The organism is Amycolatopsis rhabdoformis (assembly GCF_035918295.1).
Taxonomy (GTDB): Bacteria; Actinomycetota; Actinomycetes; order Mycobacteriales; family Pseudonocardiaceae; genus Amycolatopsis; species Amycolatopsis rhabdoformis.
The window spans coordinates 6,021,581-6,038,892 of the sequence record NZ_CP142149.1; the positions used below are offsets into that span (position 1 = coordinate 6,021,581).

The window sequence follows — 17,312 nt, forward strand, 5'->3', positions numbered from 1 at the left end:
CCGTAGACCGCGACGCGGTAAACCCCGAGCTCGACAAGCGGATAGCGCCTCATTTCGCCATCACCCCACACCCGATGCGGATCGAGCTCAATCCCGCCTACCGCCCCTGCCCGCCTCCCTCAACCACGACCCCAGCCACCACCGACAAATCTTTTTGTCTTGACAATCCAAACCATCGGTGACAACCTTCTCCCCAACAGACCAACCACAAACCCAGCACCCCAAGAAAGGACACCCCCATGCCCACCACCGTTTCCACCGACGGAACCACCCTCGGCTACACCCGCATCGGCACCGGGCCGGCACTCGTGCTCGTCGATGGGGCCATGTGTTACCGCGGCTCGACGCCCAACGACGCCATCGCGAAGGAGCTCGCGGGCCGCTTCACGGTCTTCACCTACGACCGGCGCGGCCGCGGCGAGAGCGGGAACACGCTGCCCTACAGCGTGGAGCGCGAGGTGGAGGACCTCGCGGCCATCGTGAAGGAAGCGGGCGGCGAAGCGGGGCTCTTCGGCATCTCCTCGGGCGCCGTGCTGGCGCTCGAGGCCGCGCATCGGGGTGTGCCGGTGAATCGGGTCGCGGTGTATGAGCCGCCGTTTGTGGTGGATGGGACGCGCGAAGCGCTGACGGCCGGGTACACCGCGAAGCTCGAGAAGGCCGTCGCGGATGGCAACTCGGGGGAGGCCGTCCGGCTCTTCATGCGGGTGGGTGTGGGGTTGCCGGGGCCGATGGTGGCGATGATGCGGCTGATGCCGGCGTGGCCGAAGCTCAAGCGGGTCGCCTTCACGCTGCCGTACGACAACGCGGTGATGGACGGCAACCAAGCCGGCCGGCCGTTGCCCGACGAGCGGTGGTCCGGCATCGCCGCGCCGAGCCTCGTCGTGGACGGTGGCAAGAGTCCGCAGTGGATGCGCAACGGGGTGGCGCAGCTGGCGCAGCGGCTGCCGGGCTCGACGTACCGCACGTTGCCCGGCCAGACGCACCTCGTGAAAGCCCAAGCCCTCGCGCCGGTGCTTGCGGAGTTCTTCACACCGCGCTGACACCGCCGGACCCGGTACGGCAAGCTGGCCCCGTGGCCACGCGAGCATTGATCTTCGACTTCGACGGAACGCTCGCCGACACGGAATACGCCGTGCTGCAGTCGTGGCAAGAGATGTTCCGCAGCCACGGCCGCGAGCTCCCCCTCGACGTCTGGCACACCGTGATCGGCACGCAGAACACCGCGGTCACGATGCTCAAGCTGCTCGGCGAGCACGTGCCGGGCCTCGAACTCGAAAAGGTGCGCCCCGGCATGCGCGCCCGCGTGCACGAGTTGCTGGCCACCCAAGGGCCGCGCGACGGGGTGCTCGGCTACCTCGACGAAGCCGCCGACCGGAACCTCAAGCTCGGCGTCGCGTCGAGCTCGTCCGGCGCCTGGGTCCACGGGCAGCTCGAACGCCTCGGCCTCACCGAGCGCTTCGCCTCCGTGGAAACCGGCGACCGCCACGCCGCCAAACCCCGCCCCGACACCTACCTCGCCGCCCTCGCCACCCTCGGCGTGCCGGCGGCCGAGGCCATCGCGTTCGAGGACTCGCCCCACGGCGTCACCGCCGCCAAGGCCGCAGGCATCCCGACGGTCGCCATCCCCAACGCCATCACCGCCGTCCTCGACTTCGGCCACGCCGACCTGGTGCTGCCCTCGTTCACCGCCAAACCCCTGGCCGAGATCCTCGACCTGCTCGGCTGACCGCCGACGCGCCGGCCGCGCCCCGACACCTCCCCCCGCACGGAGCCGACGCCCGGCCAGGCCACGACCACCGCGGCACGGACCCCTGAGCAGGCGATCGCCCTCCGAACGCTGTCCCGGCATCGCCCGACGAGCCCGCCACGACCGTCTGCATGCGCCAGACAACCGAACTGCGGCCCAACCGAACGCAGGATGCCCGAGCCCAGGACCCGGCGATCGGTCGCACACCGCCGCCCTTCGCCACCAACACCAGCGCGCCGACCAGCCCGCCCTCACCACCGCGACAGCCAACCCGAGCGACACCCAACCCCGGCAGTCACCCAACCTCGGCGAACAGCCCGGCCCAGCGGACAGCCGGCCCGAGCGAACAGCCCGACCCCAGCAGTCGCCCAACCCCGATTAACAGCCCGGCCCACCGGACAACCGACCCGAGCCAACAGCCCAGCCCGGCCGACGACCAAACCGAGCCAACAGCCCGGCCCAGCCCACAGCCGACCCGAACGAACAACCCAACCCCAACAGTCGCCCAACCCCAACGAACAGCCCGGCCCACCGGACAACCGACCCGAGCCAACAGCCCAGCCCGGCCGACGACCAAACCGAGCCAACAGCCCGGCCCAGCCCACAGCCGACCCGAACGAACAACCCAACCCCAGCAGCCACCCAACCCCGGCAAACAGCCGGCCCAGCGGACAACCGGCCCGAGCGAACAGCCCAGCCCGGCCGACAGCCGACCCAGCAAACAGCCCGGCCCCAGCAATCACCCAACCCCGGCAAAACAGCCAGCCCACCGGACAACCGACCCGAGCCAACAGCCCAGCCCAGTGAACAGTCCAGCGCGGGCGAACAGCCAACCCCGACGAACAGGCCTGCCCAACGGACAGTCCGGTCCGGGCGAACAGCTGACGCGAGCAAACAGCCAAGCCAGCGAACAGTGAAGCCGACAGACAGCAAGCCAGCGGACACTCAGCTTCAGCAGTCAACCCGCCTCAGCAGTCAACCCGCCCTAGCGATCAGCCCGCTCAGCAGTCAGCGCGCCTCAATAAGCCAACCCGAGCAGAAACCCCAACCCGAACAGCTCAGCACCCCGAACACCCCAACAGCCTCAGCACAACTCCTCCAACCGATCCAGAAACGCCCGCTGCCCCTTCACCAACTTCACCCGGGCCGCCTCCAGCCCGAACCACTCCACCCGGTCCACCTCCGGGAACTCCTGCGTCCGCCCCGAGCGCGGGGGCCACTCCAGCGAGAACGTGCCCGGCACCACCGCCGCGGGGTCCAGCTCGGCCTCCACCGCCCACGCCGTGACGACCTTCCCCGACTGACGGACGTCCCCCAGCGGCAGCCAAGAGCCGTCCGGCGCCGGAAGCCCCAGCTCCTCCGAGAACTCGCGCCGAGCGGCGGACTCCGGGTCCTCCCCGTCCTCGAGCTCGCCCTTGGGCAGGGACCACGCGGCGTCGTCCTTCTTCGCCCAGAAGGGCCCGCCCATGTGCGCGAGCAGGACCTCGACCTCGGCGCGCCGGCGGAAGAGCAGCAGTCCGGCGCTGTGTTTGGCAGCCATCGCGCCAGTCTGCCCGAACCCGCCGGGAAAAAAGTTTCCGCACCCGTGTCGATCCGGGTCGGGCCCGTCCGACGCACTGGCAAGAGGCGAAACCAATCGGAGGGAACCCGAAATGACCACCATCACCCGCACCCAGGCCGTCGCGAAGACCACCGAGAAGACCGCCAACCGCGTGCGCCCGGTCGTGCTCGCGCTGTTCCGCGTGGTCACGTCGACGCTGTTCCTGCTGCACGGCCTGCAGGGCTTCGGCCTCTTCGGCGGCATCGACGGCCAAGGCGCGGCCCTGCCGTTCGGCAGTTTCCCCGGCTTCTGGGCCAGCGTGATCGAAGTCGTCGGCGCCGTGCTGATCCTGCTGGGTGTGGCGACGCGACCGGCCGCGATCGTGCTGTCGGGCGTGATGGCGTACGCCTACTTCACCGTCCACGCGCCGCTGGGCCTGCTGCCGATGCAGAACATGGGCGAGCCGGCCGCGCTCTACTCCTGGATCTTCCTCACGATCGCCGTCGTCGGCCCGGGCGCGTTCGCCCTGAGCAACCGCAACCGCAACACCCAGAACCCTCAGTAACCCGCAGCCGCCAGGTCACTGTGCTTCACCACGTGCTCCATCAAGATCGTCAGCACCTGCTTCGTCGACTCCCGCTCACGGGCGTCGCACAGCAGCAGCGGAACGTCCGGGTCGAGATCCAACGCGGCCCGGACTTCTTCCGTGCCATAGCGGTACGCGCCGTCGAAGCAGTTCACGCCCACAATGAACGGCAGGCCGCGTCGCTCGAAGAAGTCCACCGCGGCGAAGCACGATTCGAGCCGCCGCGTGTCGGCCAGCACCACGGCGCCCAGCGCGCCTTCGGCCAGCTCGTCCCACATGAACCAGAACCGGTCCTGCCCGGGCGTGCCGAACAGGTACAGGATCAGCTCGGGGTTGATCGTGATGCGCCCGAAGTCCAGCGCCACGGTGGTGGTGGTCTTCTGCTCCACGCCCGAAAGGTCGTCGATCCCCTCCGACGCGGTGGTGATCACCTCTTCGGTGCGCAGCGGGGGGACCTCGCTGACCGACGCGACCATCGTGGTCTTGCCGACCCCGAACCCGCCGGCGATCAGCACTTTGACCGCCGTCGCGGTCAGCGCGCGCCGGGGTTCAGAGTTTCCGGATGCCATCGAGAACCGCCTGGAGTACGTGTTTGTTCGGAGCTTCGGTCGGGGGTGCCGCGGTGCGGAACAGCACGAGGTTCGACTCGATCAGATCACTGAGCAGAACCTTCACCACCGGCAGGGGCAGATCCACCCGCGCGGCCACCTCGGCGACCGACGTCGGCTTCTGGCACAGGCTCAGGATCCGCGCGTACTCCGGCTCGATCGACGCCACCTCGCGCGCGGTGCGCATGGCCACCACGAGCGTGATCAGGTCCAGCCCGAGCGTGTCCGAGTGGGTGCGCCCGCCCGTGACGGCATAGGACCGGACCAGTGGCCCGGCCTCGTCGTCGAACCAGGCCTCGTGCCGGCCGCTCATGGCGAAGTCCGCTGGACCACTCCGGCCCGCGGCGCCGCCGTGAGCACCGCGCCGACCCGCTTCACCATCAGGTTCATCTCGTAGGCCACGAGACCCATGTCCGCGTCGGCGCTCGCCAGCAGCGCGAGGCACGCCCCGCGGCCGGCGGCGATCACGAAGAGGAACGCGTGGTCCATCTCCACCATCGTCTGCCGCACGTTGCCGCCGCCGAAGTGGCGCCCGGTGCCCCGCGCGAGGCTCTGGAACGCCGAGGCGACCGCGGAGAGGTGCTCACCGTCCTCTTCGGACAGATTGCCCGACCGGCCGATGAGCAGCCCGTCGGACGAGAGCACCACTGCCCGCTCGGCACCGGCGACCCGCTTGACGAGGTCGTCGAGCAACCAGTCGAGCTCGTTGACGCCGTTGTTGGCCATCAGTCGTGATCTCCGTACCTGTTGTCGTAGTCGACTTCCGTGTCCCGGGCGCGCCGGGTGCCCTGCTGGAACGCCGAAAGGCGGTTGCGGGCGAGTTCGGGCGTGTCCTCGCGCACGTCTCCTTGCTCCTGCGTCGGCCGGTCCTCGCGCAGCTGCGGCACGAGGTTCTGCTGACGCCGGCGCTGCGGCAACGGCGGCCGGCCGGGCGCTTCGGGCCGGTAGGGCTGCTGCGGCCGGCCGTTCTCGGGCGCCTGCCGCGGCTCGTGCGCGGGCCACGCCGGCTGGGGCGGACGCGGCGGCCGCGCGGCCCGCGGCGCGGCGGGCTGCTCGACCCGGGCCGCCGGCTGCTCGACCGGAGCGGGCTCCACCGGTTCCACGAGCGCGGGTGGCGAGGGCACACCTTCCGGACGCAACCGCGCCGCCCGCCGGCCGACCCGGTTCCTGCGCGCGGGATCCTGCACGGGCTGTTCGGGCACTGGGGCCGCTTCCTCCACCACGTCCGGCGTCGCCTCGCTCAGCGGCGCGAGCAGATCGCGGCGCACGAGCACGATCGCCCGCGTGCCGCCGTAGGCCGATTCCCGCAGGTGCACGGAGATGCCGTGGCGCGAAGCCAGCCGCGCCACCACGAACAGGCCCAGCCGTGGCTCGTCCGAAAGCGCCATGATGCCGAAGTCGGGCGGGTCGGCGAGCATCGCGTTGATCTCGTCGGTCTGGTCCTTCTCCAGCCCGAGGCCCTGGTCCTCGACCTCGATCACCACGCCCTTGCCGACCACGTTGCCGCGCAGCTCCACGCGCGCCTCCGGCGGCGAGAACGACGTGGCGTTGTCGATCAGCTCGGCGAGCAGGTGCACGAGGTCGCCGACCACCGGGCCGCGCACGGCGACCGAAGGCAGCGCGGCGGTCTTCACGCGCGAGAAGTCCTCCGTCTCGGCCGCGGCGCCGCGCACGAGCTCGGTGAGGCTCACGGGGTTGCGCCACTGCCGGCCCGGCTGCCCGCCGCCGAGGATGATCAGGTTCTCGGCGTTGCGGCGGGCGCGGGTGGAGAGGTGGTCGAGCTGGAACAACGTGTCCAGCTGGTCCGGGTCCTCCTGCTTGCGCTCGGCCGCGTCGAGCACCTTCAGCTGCCGGTGCACGATCACCTGGCTGCGGTGGGCGATGTTGAGGAACACCGTCTTGGTGCCCTCCCTCGTCTTCGCCTCTTCCACGGCCGCGGCGATGGCCGCCTGCTGCGCCTTGTTGAACGCCTCGGCGACCTCGCCGATCTCGTCGTCGCCGTGGTCGAGGAAGTGCCCGCCCTCTTCGAGGTCCACGGGCTCGCCCGCCCGCACCCGTTCCACCAGCTCGGGCAGCCGGACCTCGGCCGCGTCGAGCGTGTCCTCGCGCAGCCGCGCGAGGCGCGCGATGAACCGGCGCGAGAGGCGCAGCGCGATGAGCACCACGATGATCGCGAGGAGCACGGCCGCCGCACCGGCGATGATCGAGTTGGTGAGCGTGGTGTCGGCGTCGGCGATCGCCGCGTTGGTGGCGTTCGCGCTCTGCGTCACGAACATCGTCATCAGCGTGGTGGCGACCTGGTGCGCGGCGTCGCGCCACTGCTGCTGCGGCACGGGCAGCTGCTTTTCGCCCGACAGGAACGCGTTTTCGACCTGCGTCACCGTGCGCCAGTCGGCGCCGGCCACGAGCTTGTCGTAGCTCGCGCGCACCTGCGGCAGCATCTGCGGCACGGACTGTTCGAGCTGCGCGTGGTACGCGCCGATCTGCCCGATGTACGCGCGCTGCTCGTCGCCGTTCAGGCCGTCCGAAGCGAGCCCGGCCGCCGACAGCGCGTCGCTGCGCTGCATCTCCTCGGCCGCGTTGAAGATCGGGATCGCCGAGAGGCGCGCGAAGGCGTTGTCCGCACCACGCGCGGCCTGCGCGAGCCCGGCCACACCTTGGGTGAACTGGTCGATGATCTGGTTGTAGAAGGTGAAGGTCTGCAGCAGCGGCAGCTGCGAGCTGTCCACCTGCTGGCGCACCTGCGGCACCTTCGAGTACAGCCCGACGAACGTGGTGATGTTCTGCTTCACGCTCGCGGGCACGGTCTTGTCGTCGGCGAAGTTGCCTTCCAGCACCGAGCTGATCTGCGCGGCCGCCGCGTCGGTCTTCGGCCGGGCTGCCAGCAGCGCCTGCCGCGCGTCGGCCTGGCCGGCGAGCAGGCTCATCGACAGCTGCCGCTCCTGCTCGGCGGCGAGGATGAACGGGATGCCCGGGCCTTCCGAGGTCCGGATCTTCTGCGCGTAGTCGCGCGCCTTCAGCGCGTCGGTGATCAGGTAACCGGCGAGCGCGACCCCCACCAGCAGGAGAGCGAGACTCGGAATCAGCGCGATCGCGAGCACGCGCGACCGAATCGACGAGCCGCGGCTGCGACGAACAGAATTACGCTTCACCGTGGTCCGTTTTCCTTCCGGCAGTACAAGGTATTCGGGTCATCCAGGGTTTTCCCACCCGGTTCCGACCAGCCGGATCAACTCACCGTGGTCCATCGCCCGCGACGACGTTAGGCAGGCCGGGCTAGCACGTCAAGTCCGGACGCGAATCCCGATCACGTTCCCGTGATCGTCTCACAACCCCAGGCGGCGCTTGGGAAATACACCACGTGACCAGTGAGCTCGGTCGCGCGAGGAATCGGCCGGACGGCGGTGCCGCGATGACCTGCGGCGCGCTATCGGCCAGGTGGGCCGGGGGTGAAGAACGCCGGAATCGTCAGGTGAGGTCCGTCACGGAAGGCACCGACGGACCGTGACGGCGACCTTACGCGCGGCCGCGTAGTGCACGCGAGGACGAAAAGGCGTGAATTGGACTACACAGGCCGCGGAATCGCGTCCGAGGTGGCGGCGATTACCACTTTTCAGCGCCGAACGCCGTTCGGTCGCGAGCCACCGTCGCGGTGCAGGAGCAAGCGCGGCACGTCGGGCCAATCGAGGTCGGGCTCGGCTTCCCGCGCGGGCTCCCCACCGCCGTCGCCGCCCCGGCCACCCCGGCCGCGCCGGCTCCGCTGCACGAGCTCGTGCAGCATCTCCCGGCACGCCCAGCCGAGCACGACGACCGAGCACACCAGCACCAGAACGAGCACCGACTCGACCGGGAACCGCAGGAACAGATCACCGAATTCGGCCAACAGAATTCCGATGGCGATGCCGGCCAGCAGTGTGCCGACATACGAAAGCGGAACCTCACGAACACGTGCACCGGCCACGGCCGCCCCCTTCGCCCCGGAACCACGCCGGCGTTTCCGTGCCCCACTCGCACGGGTCCCGCCGAGCCGCGGTGCGCTCACCAGCGGAAAAGCAAGCCTCGATCATAGCCGTGATCCGCCCGCCACTGACCCGGTCGCTCACCCGAAGGGACGATGCGTGGATCAATTCAGCCAGGAAAAGCGCGATTTTCCGTGAATTCGGTTCGCCTTTTCGTTCAGCTCAGCTCACGCAAGGTCGTGACCGCGCGAAGCACTTCCGCAAAGCGCGTGTAGAGCGGCGCGAGGCCGAACCGCAGTACCTCGGGGGGCCGGAAATCACCGAGCACCCCGCGTTCGTGCAGCGCCGCCATCGTCCGCCGCGCGTCCGGCATCCGCACGGAGATCTGGTGCCCGCGCGCGTGATCACGCGGGGTCGGCACGTCGGCGCCCGGCAGCAGCTCGTCGAGGCAGTGCAGGAAGAAATCGCCCAGTACCAAGCCTTTCGCCCGCAGCACGGCGAGGTCGACGTCGTCCCACACGTCGAGCGCGGCGTCGAGCGCGAGCAGCGACAACAGGTCCGGCGTGCCCGCTCGTGCCCGCGAGATCCCGGTGCCGGCCCGGTAGGCACTTTCCATCGCGAACGGGTCGGCGTGCCCGGCCCAGCCCGCGAGCGGCTGGTCGAACCCCGCCTGCCACCGGCTCGCCACGTACACGAACGCCGGCGAGCCCGGCCCGCCGTTGAGGAACTTGTAGGTGCAGCCCACCGCGTAGTCGACCTCGTGCTCGTCCAGGCGCACCTCGATCGCGCCGACGCTGTGGCAGAGGTCCCAGACCACGGCCGCGCCCGCCGCGTGGGCCGCGGCGGTGACCGCCCCCATGTCGTGCAGCCGGCCGGAAACGTAGTCGACGTGGTTCACGAGCACCGCGGCCGTCTGCTCACCGCACGCGGCGGGCAGTTCGGCGACCGGCACGCGGCGCACGGCGTGTCCGGTGAGCCGCCCGACCTGATCGGCCACGTAGCCGTCGGTCGGGAAGGTGGCCGCGTCGAGCAGGATCTCGCCGCGGCCGGGGTTCGCGCGCACGGCCGCCACGAGCACCTTGAACAGGTCGACACTCGTCGAGTCGGCCACCACGACCTGGCCGGGGGCCGCGCCGACGAGCGGCGCGATCCGCTCCCCGACCCGCTCCGGCGCGTCCCACCAGCCCTCGGTCCACGACCGGATCAGCCGGCCGCCCCACTGCTCGCGCACCACGGCGGCGAGCCGTTCGGCGACGTGGCGCGGTGGCGCGCCGAGGGAGTTGCCGTCGAAGTACGCGACGGCCGGGTCGAGGTCGAACTCCGCGCGCTTCGCGGCCAACGGATCGGCAGCGTCGAGCGCGGTGGCTTCCGCGGTGAGATCGGCGGTGAGGTCGCGGATCATGCGCGGAACTCGTCGGCGAGGGTGTTCCAGAACATCAGCTCGTAGCTCTGGAACAGCCGGGCGTACGTGCGCGCGCGTCCCGCGTCGAGCCGGTCCGCGTCGAGGCCCGCCTGGATCGCGGCGAGCGCTTGCTCTTCGATTTCGGGAACGTCCGCGGCGAAGAAGTCAAAGAACGCGCAGGCGCTGTCGGCAAAGCCGTAGTGCTCCCGCATGCCGGCGGCGATCGCGGCGCAGTACCGACCCCACGCGGCGAAGTTCGCGAAGATCGCGACGGCGACTTCGGCTGCTTCGCCGTTCAGCGCCAGCCAGGCGAAATACGCCGGGTAGGCCTGGCATCCCGCTCGCGGCAGCTCGGTGCCCGGATCCTCGCCGGCCGCCGCGGCCAGTGCGTCGAGCTTGCCCAGCGCGAGCTGCTCCCCCGGCGCGAGCCCGCCGAAGAACTCTCGCGCCCGCGGCTCGTCGGCTCGGGCGGCGAGCGCGTGGAAGCTGCGCCAGTCGCTGCGCACGATCCACCGCTCCTCGGCGGCGATCGCGGCGAACACCGGCCGCGGCGCGGCACCGGACGCGACGAGGGGCACGAGCCGGTTGTCGTCGTCGCGGGGCGCGAGCTCACGCTGGATCTCGCTCAACAGTTCGCGGGCGGGCTCTTCACCAGCGGGCACGGGCACTCCTTCGGGTGGGGCTTCCATTCAAGCAGGATCCGCCGAAGTGGATCTTTTCCGAAGCCGGTGGAAAATAGACCGTTTTGCGAGGTTCACCGTGGAGTCCACGCGGGCACGCGAGGTGGCCGCGATTCTCTATCCACACCGGCCGGGAGCCCCTACAGTGGTCGGTCATCAGCACCACCGAGGAGGGCCAGCGTTGACCACTCAGCAGTCCGTAGCCGCCCAGGCAGAGGGTCTGACGATCCCCCGCCTGCTGCACCGCAACGCCACCGAATACGGCGAGCACCCCGCCGTGACCTCGCTCGACCTAAAGGGTCACCCCACGCTGAGCTGGAGCGAGTTCCGCACCGCGATCGCCGAGTTCTCCCGCGGCCTGGCCGGGCTCGGCCTCGGCCGGCGCGACCGCATGCTGATCATGGCCGCGAGCAGTCCCGACCACCTGGTGGCCGACCTCGCCGCCGTGCACCTGTCCGCCATTCCGTGCACCGCGTACGCGACGCTGAGCCCGGACCAGATCCGCTACGTCGCCCGCCACAGCGCCGCGCCCGTCGTCGTGCTCGGCGGTGCCGGTGAGCTCGAGCGCTGGCTGCCGGTGCTCGACGACCTCCCCGCGCTGCGCCACATCGTCGTGATGGACGCGGCGGCCATCCCCGCCGGCGACGAACGGTTCGTTTCGTTCGCCGAAGTGCGCGAAGCCGGCCGCGCGGCGCTCGCCGAGGACCCGGCCGCGTTCGAGGACGCGTGGCAGGAGATCCAGCCGGACGACCCGCTGTCGATGATCTACACCTCCGGCACCACCGGCGACCCCAAGGGTGTCGTGCTGTCGCACCGCAACGCCGTCCACGAAGGACTCGCGGTGCAGCAGCTGCACGACGCGCCCATGCACGCCAAGAACATCGCGTACCTGCCGCTGGCGCACATCGCCGAGCGCGAGCTGTCGATCTACCTGCCGCTGCTGTGGGCGGGCCACGTGCACACCGTCGCCGACGCCTCCGGGGTCGTCGCCGCGCTCGGCCAGGTGCACCCGGAGAGCTTCTTCGGCGTGCCGCGCGTGTGGGAGAAGATGGTGGCGGGCATGAAGAACATGCTCGGCGGCGTGCCCGAGGAGCGGCGCGAGGCGCTGCTTTCGGCCAACGCCCTGCTGCAGGAGGGCTACAAGCTGCGCTCCGACGGCAAGGAGGTGCCGGCCGAGCTCGCCGAGCGGATCGCGAAGACCGACGAAGCCGTGCTCGCGCCCGTGCGCGCGTTGCTGGGCCTGGACAAGGTGCTCGTCGCGTCGAGCGGTGCGGCCGCGCTGCCGGTGGAGGTCCTGTACTTCATCGCCGGCCTCGGCGTGGAAATCGTGGAGGTGTGGGGCCTGTCCGAGACCACGGGCGCGGCCACGTCCAACAGCGCCGACGCGTTCCGCGCGGGCACCGTCGGCAAGCCGCTCGACGGTGTCGAGGTGAAGGTGGCCGAAGACGGCGAGCTGCTCGTGCGCGGCCCGATCGTGTTCCTCGGTTACCTGCAGGAAGACGGTTCCATAGCCGACGCGACGGACGCCGAGGGCTGGTACGCCACCGGCGACATCGGCACCATCGACGAAGACGGCTTCGTGCGGATCACCGACCGCAAGAAGGAACTGATCATCACCTCGAGCGGCAAGAACATCGCCCCGACGCGCATCGAGGGCCTGCTCAAGGAACACGCGCTCATCGGCCAGGCCGTGGCCATCGGCGACGACCGGCCGTACGTGACGGCCCTGATCGTGCTCGACGACGAGATCGCGCCCGGCTGGGCCGCGGCCAACGGCATCCAGGCCGCCGGCATCGACGAGCTGGCCGCCCACGAGCAGGTGCTCGCCGAGATCGAGCGCGCGGTGGCCTCGGCCAACAGCCGGCTGGCGCGCATCGAGCAGATCAAGCGCTACCACCTGATCACGCAGGCTTGGACACCCGAGACCGGTGAGCTCACGCCGACACTGAAGCTCAAGCGCCGCGTGATCAACGAGCGCTACGACGACGCGATCAAGAACCTGTACGCCGCCGCCAGCCCGGCGTCCTGACCCGCCACCCCGATGCGGCGTTCACCGCGGCGAACGCCGCTTCGGGGTGGATCAGGCGATGCGGCTGCTGTCCGTCCACTTGCGAAGCCGCGGCGGCACGCGCTTCTCCAGGCCGTAGTTCTCCAGGTGCGCCGAGAACACCTCGTCGAACGCGTTCTGCACGGTCTCGGTGTCCCACACCTGCCGTTCGAGGATCGGCTGCTTCAGGAACGGCTGACCCATCACGTGCAGCTGCGGGCCGTTGCACCGGATCATCTGCCCGGTGATGCCGGCCGACCCCTCGCCGAGCAGGAACAGCACCACCGGCGCGATGCGCGAAGGCGTGCGCTCCGGCGGACACGCCCGCAGCGCCCGCTCCGATTTCCACACCATCCGCGTGTGCGCCACCGGGCACACCGCGTTGGCCCGGATCCCGTGCTGCTCCAGGTCGAGCGCCCACGAGTAAGTGAGCGAAGCGACCGCACCCTTCGAAGCCGCGTACACGCCGAGCTTGCGCTGCCCCAGCGACGCACCCGACGAGATGTTCACGATGGACCCCCGGGTGCCGGCGGCGACCATGGCCTTGATCGCCGCGAGGCCGGTGTACATCACCCCGAGCACGTTGACCTCGACCAGCTCCCTGGCCTGGTCGAGGTCGTCCTCCCACGGCAGCGCCTCGTAGTTCAGCCCGGCGTTGTTGACCAGGCCGTCGATCCGCCCGAACTCGTCCACGCACAGGTCCACGATCGACTGGGCCTGCGCCGGGTCGGCCACGCTGTGTCCACTCGCGACGGCGCGGCCGCCGTGCTGCCGGATGTTCTCGGCGGTGCGCTCGGCGAGCGCGGCGTCGACGTCGTTGACCACCACGGCCCCGCCCGCGCGGGCCACGTGCACGGCGAACGCCTCGCCGAGTCCGCGGCCGGCGCCGGTCACCACCACGGCCTTGTCCTGCATGAGCCTGTCCATAACCCTCTCCCCACTGCGCGGCGCCGGCGGGGCGAGGGGCCGCTCCACCGGGCTCTTTTCCAGTGTTGGGCCATTCGGCGCACCGGGCAGGGCGACGGCGACGAACGGTGGCCGTGCTGCGCCGAGCGAGTGAAAGGCGACCAGCCCTCCGGTACCTCCGGACAGGTCAGCACCGACGCGGAGTGGGTCCGCCGGTATCCCCTGAACGGCCCAGTGGGGGAGAACGGTCGCATTCGCTGTTCGCCCGCGCGTAATCAGCGGCATACTGATTGTTGTCCCACTGCCCGGGATCTGTGACTCCCTCGGGGCCGCCGTCACAGCCCAGGCAGAATGCCCACGGACACGTTCACCCGATCGGGGAGGGGGAAGTGGTCACCCTGTGACGACCCACGCCACGCCACGGCTGACGGCGCCACTGCGGAACGTCGAATATCGCGTTCTGTGGGCGGCCGAGGCCATCTCGAGCGCGGGCGACCAGCTGGCGAAGGTGGCGCTCGCCATCCTCGTCTACAACCGCACCGGCTCGGCCCTCTGGGCCGCCGTCGTCTACGCCCTCACCTTCCTCCCGGCGCTCGCGGGCGGGCTCGGCCTGTCGTTCCTGGCCGACCGCTACCGGCGGCGGGCGGTGCTGAGCGCGAGCGCCGCGGTGCAGGCGGTGCTCGTGGGACTGATGAGCCTGCCGGGCATGCCGCTCGCCGTGCTCTGCTGCCTGCTCGTGGCCGTGCAGCTGGCCGCGTCGCCGGCCAACGCCGCGCAGAACGCCATCACCCGAGAAGTGTTCACCGACGACGAGATCTACCTGCGCAGCCAGGACCTGCGCGGCATCACCACCAACACGGTGATGCTGGTGGGCCTGGCCGGCGGCGGCCTGCTCGTCGCCTACGTCGGCACGTCGTGGGCGCTCGCGATCGACGCCGTGAGCTTCGCCGTTGCCTCCGTGATCGTGCGCGTGTGGGTGCACGATCGCCCGGCCGCCGGCGGCGAGCAGTCGACGTGGTTCGGGGCGACGCGGTTCGTGTTCGGGCAGCGCCGGCTGCGGGTGCTGATCGCGCTGTCGTGGCTGGTCGGGCTCGCGGTGGTCCCCGAAGGGCTCGCGGCTCCGCTGGCGGAGCAGCTCGGCGCGTCGTCCGCGGCCGTGGGCTGGCTCCTGGCTGCCGACCCGCTGGGGTTCGTGGCCGGTGCCTACCTGCTGTCGAAGTTCGCGTCGGCCCAGGTCAGGCTGCGCCTGCTCGGCATTCTCGCGACGACGTCACTGGCCCTGCTCGCGCTGTTCCTGGTTCAGCCGAACCTGGCGCTGGCTCTCGTGCTCCTCGCACTGGCGGGTGCGATGGGCGCGTACATCATCACGGTCACCGCGACGTTCGCCACCTGGGTGCCGAACGAACTGCGCGGCGGCGCCGGCGGGCTCTACCGCACGGGGCTGCGCGTCGCGCAGGGAGTCGGGGTCGCGCTCGGCGGGGTGGTCGCCCAGGTGACCGGGTCCGCGGTCACCGCCATCGCGCTCGCCGGTCTGCTCGGCGTGGCGCTGGCGATCCCCACCGCCTTCTCGTGGACCCGGGTCCGGCACGCGGTCGCGGCCGACTCGGGACTCTGAGTGTGGGGCGTCGAGTTGTGAAGCATCGGGTCGTGGGGCACAGAGTCATCAAGCACCGAGCCATCGGGCATCGAGTCGTGGGGCTCTGAGCGGTGGCCGGCGGGTTCACCGGCCGAGGCGATCCGGTTCTGATGTCCGGATCGAAGTCTTCGGGGTTCGGGTCCGTGGGGATTACGAGGACCTCGGGTGCTCAGGCTTCGCGGTCACGCATCGCGTCGCTCCTTTACTCACGCTGTGACGAACGGGAGGTTGCCGGTCACCGGGATCACGCCTCGCGGTCACGCACTGTGGAACACCTCCCCGCGCTCTGGGTATTGACAATTACCGGGCAAAAGGACAAGAACGATTCAGGCTTCACGGTCGCGCATCAGGAAAACACCTCCTGGAGGGCAGGGCTCAGTGACACTGTTGCAATTCGCATTCAGGGTTCACCAGCCATCGGGGGAAGGCACCTCCGGGTAAGAGGCACACGGTTGGACGGAACACGAATTCAGCCCTCGTGGAGGGCCCACCGCCGGGAAGTCGGTGAGTGCGATGATACCGGTAAGCGATAACAGCACCACAGTGGATACCACCGAACGCGAACGACCCGAGAGACCGGAGGAGGCCGAGCCCGATGCCCGAGAACGGACACGCGCACGGTGAACCCACGGACTCCAATCGCGGGGTACCCAGTGCAGCCCATGATCACCCCGGAAAGTCCCAAGATTTTTCCGGCGGCGCAAGTGGTGGACACGGAAGTGAACGCAGTGGTGAACAAAGCGCGACCGGTCGGTCGCAGGGTGTCGGCAAACAGCTCGGTGAGTTGATTTCCCGCAATCCCGTGCGGTCGTGGGATCTGTGGACGAAGCCGCGCCCGATGATCGTTTTCCTGTTCGCCTGGGAAGCGCTTGCGGTCGCCCTGCTCACCTTCGGCGTGGTCACCTCCGGACCCACGACCGCCCTGGACTGGGGCCGATTCGGCATCCTCGCCGTGTGCGCCACGGTGCACATCCAGCTCACGCGGCGGCAGGAAGAGCGACGGCGCAACCGCATCACGGCCGTCCACATCGACCTGTCGGGCATCTGGGTGTTCCCCGGCGCGCTGTTGCTGCCGATCCACCTCACGCTGCTGCTCATCGTGATCGTGCGGGTGCAGCGGTGGTTCAACTCGCGGCGGCCTCCGCACAAGTTCGTGTTCACGTCCTTCACGCACGCGGTGTCCGCGTTCGCCGCGCACCAGCTGTACCAGACCTTCGCCTCGGCCGAGCTGGAGAACCTTTCGCCGGACAACTCGTTGAAGCTCTTCGGCATTCTCATGCTGGTCGGCTTCTGCTACGCGGCGCTGCAGGCGATCGTGATCGGCAGCCTGCTCGCACTGGGCGGTACTTCCGCGCCGACGCTGAGCAACGTGCTGGGCACGAAGGACGACAACCTGCTGGAGCTCTCCACCATCGGCCTGGGCACCATCGCCACGATCCTGCTGGTGAACTTCCCGCCGGCGATCGTGATCCTGGTGCTCATCACCGTGCTCGGCAACCGGCTCGCGGAGATCAACCAGCTGCAGTCCGAGGCCCGCACGGACCCGAAAACCGGCATCTTCAACGTGCGCGGCTGGTCGGAATCCGCCGACCGCGCCCTCACGCGTGCCGCGCGGGGCAACGAAATGCTGGCGTTGCTGATGATCGACCTCGACCACTTCAAGTGGATCAACGACACCTACGGCCACCCCGCCGGCGACGACGTGCTGCGCACCGTGGCCCAGACCCTCGACGACATCACGCGCCCCAAGGACATCATCGGTCGCTTCGGTGGCGAAGAATTCCTCATCCTGCTGCCCGATGTGGACCAAACGGCCGCCAAGGTCGCCGCCGAACGGATCCGCACCGCCATCGCCGATCAGCAGATCGTGACCACCGACAAACGCGGTGGCCGCGCGCGCATCACCGGTCGGACCACCTCGATCGGAGTAGCGCTGCTCGGTCCGAACGGATCGACGGTGGAACAGTTGCTGCACGCGGCCGACGCCGCCGTGTATGCCGCGAAGGAAGGCGGCCGGAATCAAGTCCGGTTCGCCGACGCGGATCCGCCGCCACGCGTCGTCTGAGTGAAATCACCGCGCGCAACCAATTGCGATTAATCGCGTTGGACGGGCCGGCCTCGAAACCTGCCGATGAATTCAGCCGCGGCTCGCTCTCCGTGACCGGAGTTTCGGAAAAAGACACCTGTGACGCAATTCACCA

At 69.9% G+C, this 17,312-nt stretch carries 15 protein-coding genes; 6 read left to right on the forward strand and 9 right to left on the reverse strand.

Going from position 1 to position 17,312, the window contains the following annotated elements; genetic code table 11:
* Nucleotides 1-239: 239 nt before the first annotated feature.
* Nucleotides 240-1,040, forward strand: a complete 801-nt coding sequence (locus tag VSH64_RS27590; protein WP_326565628.1) for an alpha/beta fold hydrolase — start codon at nt 240-242, stop codon at nt 1,038-1,040.
* A 32-nt stretch (nt 1,041-1,072) separates the two neighbouring features.
* A complete protein-coding gene (locus VSH64_RS27595) occupies nt 1,073-1,726 on the forward strand; it encodes an HAD family hydrolase (protein ID WP_326565629.1) in 654 nt (217 codons plus the stop codon).
* Nucleotides 1,727-2,831: 1,105 nt separating this feature from the next.
* Here VSH64_RS27595 and VSH64_RS27600 read toward each other — a convergent pair.
* Entirely contained in the window at nt 2,832-3,287 is a 456-nt protein-coding gene (locus VSH64_RS27600) for an NUDIX domain-containing protein (RefSeq protein WP_326565630.1), read from the reverse strand.
* A 112-nt stretch (nt 3,288-3,399) separates the two neighbouring features.
* On the opposite strand from VSH64_RS27600, the gene VSH64_RS27605 reads away from it, so the two are divergent.
* Complete coding sequence (locus VSH64_RS27605) at nt 3,400-3,852, forward strand: DoxX family protein (RefSeq protein ID WP_326565631.1); 453 nt, start codon at nt 3,400-3,402, stop codon at nt 3,850-3,852.
* On the opposite strand, the gene VSH64_RS27610 is transcribed toward VSH64_RS27605, so the two are convergent.
* From VSH64_RS27610 to VSH64_RS27640, 7 genes are all read right to left on the reverse strand, one after another.
* Entirely contained in the window at nt 3,846-4,442 is a 597-nt protein-coding gene (locus VSH64_RS27610; RefSeq protein ID WP_326565632.1) for a GTP-binding protein, read from the reverse strand. The genes VSH64_RS27605 and VSH64_RS27610 overlap by 7 nt on opposite strands.
* Nucleotides 4,423-4,794: a DUF742 domain-containing protein gene (locus VSH64_RS27615; RefSeq protein ID WP_326565633.1), complete on the reverse strand. Its 372-nt coding sequence runs from the start codon at nt 4,792-4,794 to the stop codon at nt 4,423-4,425. Before VSH64_RS27615 ends, VSH64_RS27610 begins: the two co-directional genes overlap by 20 nt.
* Nucleotides 4,791-5,207: a roadblock/LC7 domain-containing protein gene (locus VSH64_RS27620; RefSeq protein ID WP_326565634.1), complete on the reverse strand. Its 417-nt coding sequence runs from the start codon at nt 5,205-5,207 to the stop codon at nt 4,791-4,793. Before VSH64_RS27620 ends, VSH64_RS27615 begins: the two co-directional genes overlap by 4 nt.
* Nucleotides 5,207-7,633, reverse strand: a complete 2,427-nt coding sequence (locus VSH64_RS27625; RefSeq protein WP_326565635.1) for a sensor histidine kinase — start codon at nt 7,631-7,633, stop codon at nt 5,207-5,209. Before VSH64_RS27625 ends, VSH64_RS27620 begins: the two co-directional genes overlap by 1 nt.
* A 461-nt stretch (nt 7,634-8,094) precedes the next feature.
* The gene (locus tag VSH64_RS27630; protein ID WP_326565636.1) at nt 8,095-8,442 is read right to left on the reverse strand and encodes a hypothetical protein; all 348 of its coding nucleotides are present in this window, start codon (nt 8,440-8,442) and stop codon (nt 8,095-8,097) included.
* A 215-nt stretch (nt 8,443-8,657) separates the two neighbouring features.
* The gene (kynU, locus tag VSH64_RS27635; RefSeq protein ID WP_326565637.1) at nt 8,658-9,842 is read right to left on the reverse strand and encodes a kynureninase; all 1,185 of its coding nucleotides are present in this window, start codon (nt 9,840-9,842) and stop codon (nt 8,658-8,660) included.
* The gene (locus VSH64_RS27640; protein WP_326565638.1) at nt 9,839-10,504 is read right to left on the reverse strand and encodes a transcriptional regulator; all 666 of its coding nucleotides are present in this window, start codon (nt 10,502-10,504) and stop codon (nt 9,839-9,841) included. Before VSH64_RS27640 ends, kynU begins: the two co-directional genes overlap by 4 nt.
* 199 nt (nt 10,505-10,703) lie before the next feature.
* On the opposite strand from VSH64_RS27640, the gene VSH64_RS27645 reads away from it, so the two are divergent.
* Nucleotides 10,704-12,551, forward strand: coding sequence for an AMP-dependent synthetase/ligase (locus VSH64_RS27645; protein ID WP_326565639.1), 1,848 nt, complete (start codon nt 10,704-10,706; stop codon nt 12,549-12,551).
* Nucleotides 12,552-12,602: 51 nt separating this feature from the next.
* Here VSH64_RS27645 and VSH64_RS27650 read toward each other — a convergent pair whose 3' ends face one another.
* The gene (locus tag VSH64_RS27650) at nt 12,603-13,496 is read right to left on the reverse strand and encodes an SDR family NAD(P)-dependent oxidoreductase (RefSeq protein ID WP_326565640.1); all 894 of its coding nucleotides are present in this window, start codon (nt 13,494-13,496) and stop codon (nt 12,603-12,605) included.
* Between the two features lie 379 nt (nt 13,497-13,875).
* On the opposite strand from VSH64_RS27650, the gene VSH64_RS27655 reads away from it, so the two are divergent.
* Nucleotides 13,876-15,090 carry an MFS transporter gene (locus VSH64_RS27655; RefSeq protein WP_326565641.1) on the forward strand — a complete coding sequence of 405 codons (1,215 nt, stop codon included), beginning with the start codon at nt 13,876-13,878 and terminating at the stop codon, nt 15,088-15,090.
* 859 nt (nt 15,091-15,949) lie between these two features.
* Nucleotides 15,950-17,176: a GGDEF domain-containing protein gene (locus VSH64_RS27660; protein ID WP_326565642.1), complete on the forward strand. Its 1,227-nt coding sequence runs from the start codon at nt 15,950-15,952 to the stop codon at nt 17,174-17,176.
* Nucleotides 17,177-17,312 lie beyond the last annotated feature (136 nt).

Excerpts from the sequence above, each read along its gene's own strand:
- VSH64_RS27590 (WP_326565628.1), top strand. The coding sequence starts at position 240 with ATGCCCACCACCGTTTCCACCGACGGAACCACCCTCGGCTACACCCGC.
- VSH64_RS27600 (WP_326565630.1), bottom strand. The coding sequence starts at position 3,287 with ATGGCTGCCAAACACAGCGCCGGACTGCTGCTCTTCCGCCGGCGCGCC.
- VSH64_RS27605 (WP_326565631.1), top strand. The coding sequence starts at position 3,400 with ATGACCACCATCACCCGCACCCAGGCCGTCGCGAAGACCACCGAGAAG.
- VSH64_RS27610 (WP_326565632.1), bottom strand. The coding sequence starts at position 4,442 with ATGGCATCCGGAAACTCTGAACCCCGGCGCGCGCTGACCGCGACGGCG.
- VSH64_RS27615 (WP_326565633.1), bottom strand. The coding sequence starts at position 4,794 with ATGAGCGGCCGGCACGAGGCCTGGTTCGACGACGAGGCCGGGCCACTG.
- VSH64_RS27620 (WP_326565634.1), bottom strand. The coding sequence starts at position 5,207 with ATGGCCAACAACGGCGTCAACGAGCTCGACTGGTTGCTCGACGACCTC.
- kynU (WP_326565637.1), bottom strand. The coding sequence starts at position 9,842 with ATGATCCGCGACCTCACCGCCGATCTCACCGCGGAAGCCACCGCGCTC.
- VSH64_RS27650 (WP_326565640.1), bottom strand. The coding sequence starts at position 13,496 with ATGGACAGGCTCATGCAGGACAAGGCCGTGGTGGTGACCGGCGCCGGC.
- VSH64_RS27660 (WP_326565642.1), top strand. The coding sequence starts at position 15,950 with ATGATCGTTTTCCTGTTCGCCTGGGAAGCGCTTGCGGTCGCCCTGCTC.